The 3,197-nt window shown below is 60.6% G+C and carries 3 protein-coding genes; all 3 read left to right on the plus strand.

Annotation, left to right across the window (positions count from 1 at the left end):
- On the plus strand, positions 1-1,182 hold a 1,182-nt coding region (locus ABSG20_RS33375), incomplete at its 5' end, for an MFS transporter (RefSeq protein WP_423868703.1).
- Positions 1,183-1,257: 75 nt separating this feature from the next.
- Positions 1,258-2,664: a GntP family permease gene (locus tag ABSG20_RS33380; RefSeq protein WP_423868704.1), complete on the plus strand. Its 1,407-nt coding sequence runs from the start codon at positions 1,258-1,260 to the stop codon at positions 2,662-2,664.
- 98 nt (positions 2,665-2,762) lie between these two features.
- Positions 2,763-3,197 (plus strand): thiamine pyrophosphate-binding protein (locus ABSG20_RS33385; RefSeq protein ID WP_423868705.1); only part of this gene is annotated, 435 nt, incomplete at its 3' end.

Below are 3,197 nucleotides of genomic sequence, written 5' to 3' on the forward strand. Positions count from 1 at the left end.
CCGATGGAAAATGAATACGCGTCGTTGCTGCTGACCTTTGTTGCATTCGGCGCGGGCTTCCTGATGCGTCCGCTTGGCGCCATCGTTCTGGGGGCCTATGTCGATCGCATTGGCCGGCGAAAAGGCCTGATCGTGACGTTATCCATCATGGCTGCCGGCACGGTTCTGATCGCGTTTGTGCCGAGCTACGCCACCATTGGAATAGCAGCCCCGATCCTGGTTGTGATGGGACGCCTGCTGCAGGGATTTTCGGCGGGCGTCGAGTTGGGTGGCGTTTCGGTTTATCTTTCGGAAATGGCAACACCGGGAAGGAAGGGCTTTTACGCGAGCTGGCAATCGGCCAGCCAGCAGGCGGCCATCATCGTCTCGGCCACGCTAGGCTTTGCCCTGAACGCATGGCTCGCACCGGCGCAACTTGACGACTGGGGCTGGCGCATACCATTTTTCGTCGGCTGCATGATTGTTCCTTTCGTATTCGTCATTCGGCGATCCCTGCAGGAAACTGACGAGTTCCTGGCTCGCAAACATCATCCCACCCCAGGTGAGATTTACCGCTCCATCCTCGCAAACTGGAGCATTGTGCTCGCAGGAATGATGATGGTGATCATGACCACCGTGTCATTCTACCTGATAACGGTTTACACGCCGACTTTCGGCAAGACGGTTCTCAGGCTTTCCGCCGCCGACGGCCTGATCGTGACTATTTGTGTGGGCTTTTCCAACTTTCTTTGGCTCCCCGTCATGGGCGCATTGTCCGATCGTATCGGTCGCCGCCCAATCCTGATTGCATTCTCGACCTTGGCGTTTATCACAGCCTATCCGGCGCTGTCCTGGTTGGCCCATGGCCCGACCTTTCCGAAAATGCTCATGGTCGAGCTATGGTTGTCGTTCATCTACGCCAGCTACAACGGCGCGATGATCGTGGCCTTGACCGAAGTCATGCCGATCGGCGTGCGAACGTCAGGGTTCTCGCTCGCATATAGCCTGGCAACGACCTTCGGCGGGTTTACCGCGGCTATCTGCACGTGGTTGATTGCCGCCACGGGTGACCATGCATCGCCCGGGTACTGGATGAGCGCGGCGGCGGTCTGTGGTTTGGCAGGTACCTTGATCGTCTACAGGTCACAGGAACGACTCTTGCCGTCTGCGGTCAACTCGGCAGGGACGGTGATAGGAGCCTAAGCGCCGGTTCAGAATTGGCGTGACGTTGGCCGCCGTGGCGTCGGCGTCATCTTCGGAATATCGGGAGGAATTGACTTGTCCGAGGCCGACATCCAACTGCTGCTGACCGCGCTCGGCGGCGTGATGTTGCTGGTGGCGCTTATCGTCACCCGCATCCGGATGCATCCACTGATTGCGTTGCTTGTGGTCTCCCTCACCGTCGGCATCGCAGCCGGAATGGATATCGGTTCGATCGCCGGGGCCACTGTGGCAGGCGCCGGCCACACCCTGGGTGTCGTGGGGGTTGTCATCGCCCTGGGCGCTATGCTCGGCAAGATACTGGCTGATTCAGGGGTCACGGAGACGATCGCCGACGCCATCCTCGGCCGGTCATCCGACCGCGGGTTGCCTTGGGCCATGGCGCTTGCGGCTTTTGTCGTCGGCATCCCGATGTTTTTCGAGGTCGGTCTTGTAGTCCTGCTGCCGCTGATCTTCAGCGTTGCGCGCAAATTGGAGAGCAAGGGTACGGTCAAAGGCTCGACTTACGTGCTTCTGGGTACGCCTGTCATCGCGGCTCTCGCATCACTGCACGGGATGGTGCCGCCGCATCCGGGCCCGCTCACGGCGATCGCCACTCTGAAGACGAGCGTCGGACCGACCATGGTCTACGGTTTCATTTCCGCGATCCCAGCGATCGTCCTCGCCGGTCCGGTCTATGCTCGGTTTATCGCGCCGCGCATGTCGGTACGCCCCGACCAGGCGCTGCTCGACCAGTTCACCGCGGGCGCGCAGGCCTCTTCGGGCACCGCAACGACGGCAACACCAAAGGCCCGGATCGGGGTCGGTATTCTTGTTGTACTGATGCCGGCGATCCTGATGTTGGCCAATACAATCGGCGAGACGGTGCTGCCCAAGGGTTCCTGGGGCGCGAAAGTCACCGCCTTTCTGGGGGATCCCCTGATTGCCATGCTTGCCGGAGTCCTCTTCGCCTCGATCGCCCTGGTCTACCTGCGCGGCGGCAGCACCGGGAAGCTGCGCGATGCTCTCGGCGCCAGCCTCAAGCCGATTGCGGGCATCCTGCTGATCATTGCGGGCGGCGGCGCGTTTCAAGAGATCCTGGTGAAGGCCCGGGTTGGCGACGCCATCGTGCATCTCACGCAGCACTTCTCGTTGCCGCCGCTATTGCTCGGCTGGCTGATTGCCATGCTGCTGTCGGTCTCCACGGGGTCGGCGACAGTCGGAATTGTCGGAGCGGCGGGGTTGCTGGCGCCGCTGGCGATCGCCGATCCGTCCCTCAACGTGCCGCTGCTTGCGCTTGCGGTCGGCTCGGGGTCCCTGTTCTTCAATTACGCCAATCACGCCGGCTTCTGGCTGGTGAAGGAGTCCTTTGGGATGACAATGGGCGAGGCCACAATGACAATTTCGGTCATCCAATCGATCGTCGCTCTGGTTGGCCTCGGCATGGTGCTGCTGATGAACCTGCTTCCTGCGCTGCCGTCGTGACCTCGCCGAGGAAAGAGATGTGGCCGATGAACCAGGTCGACAATATCTCGACGCAGAGTTGAGCTGTTAGCATTTAAACGAAAGATCAGGAGATCAAAATGCCGAAGGGGTCAGACTTACTGGTTGCGGCTCTTGAAAACGAGGGCGTCGATCGAATCTTCGGAGTTCCCGGCGAGGAGAACCTTGATGTCGTGGAGAGTTTACGCACCTCCTCGATCAAGTTGATCCTGACCCGCCATGAGCAGGGTGCGGCGTTCATGGCCGCGACCTATGGCCGGCTGACGGGCAAACCTGGCGTCTGTATCACCACGCTTGGTCCGGGTGCGTTGAACCTCACAACGGGTGCGGCTTACGCCTTTCTCGGTGCGATGCCGATGGTGATGTTAACCGGACAGAAGGGCATCATGAGCAGCCGGCAGGCCCGGTTCCAGATCGTCGACGTCGTTACCGCGTTCAGGCCATTGACGAAGATGTCGCGCCAGATCGTCAGCAGCAGCAGCATTCCAACCCTGGTGCGCGATGCCTTCAGGATC

It is taken from the genome of Bradyrhizobium sp. (assembly GCF_049512235.1).
GTDB lineage: Bacteria > Pseudomonadota > Alphaproteobacteria > Rhizobiales > Xanthobacteraceae > Bradyrhizobium.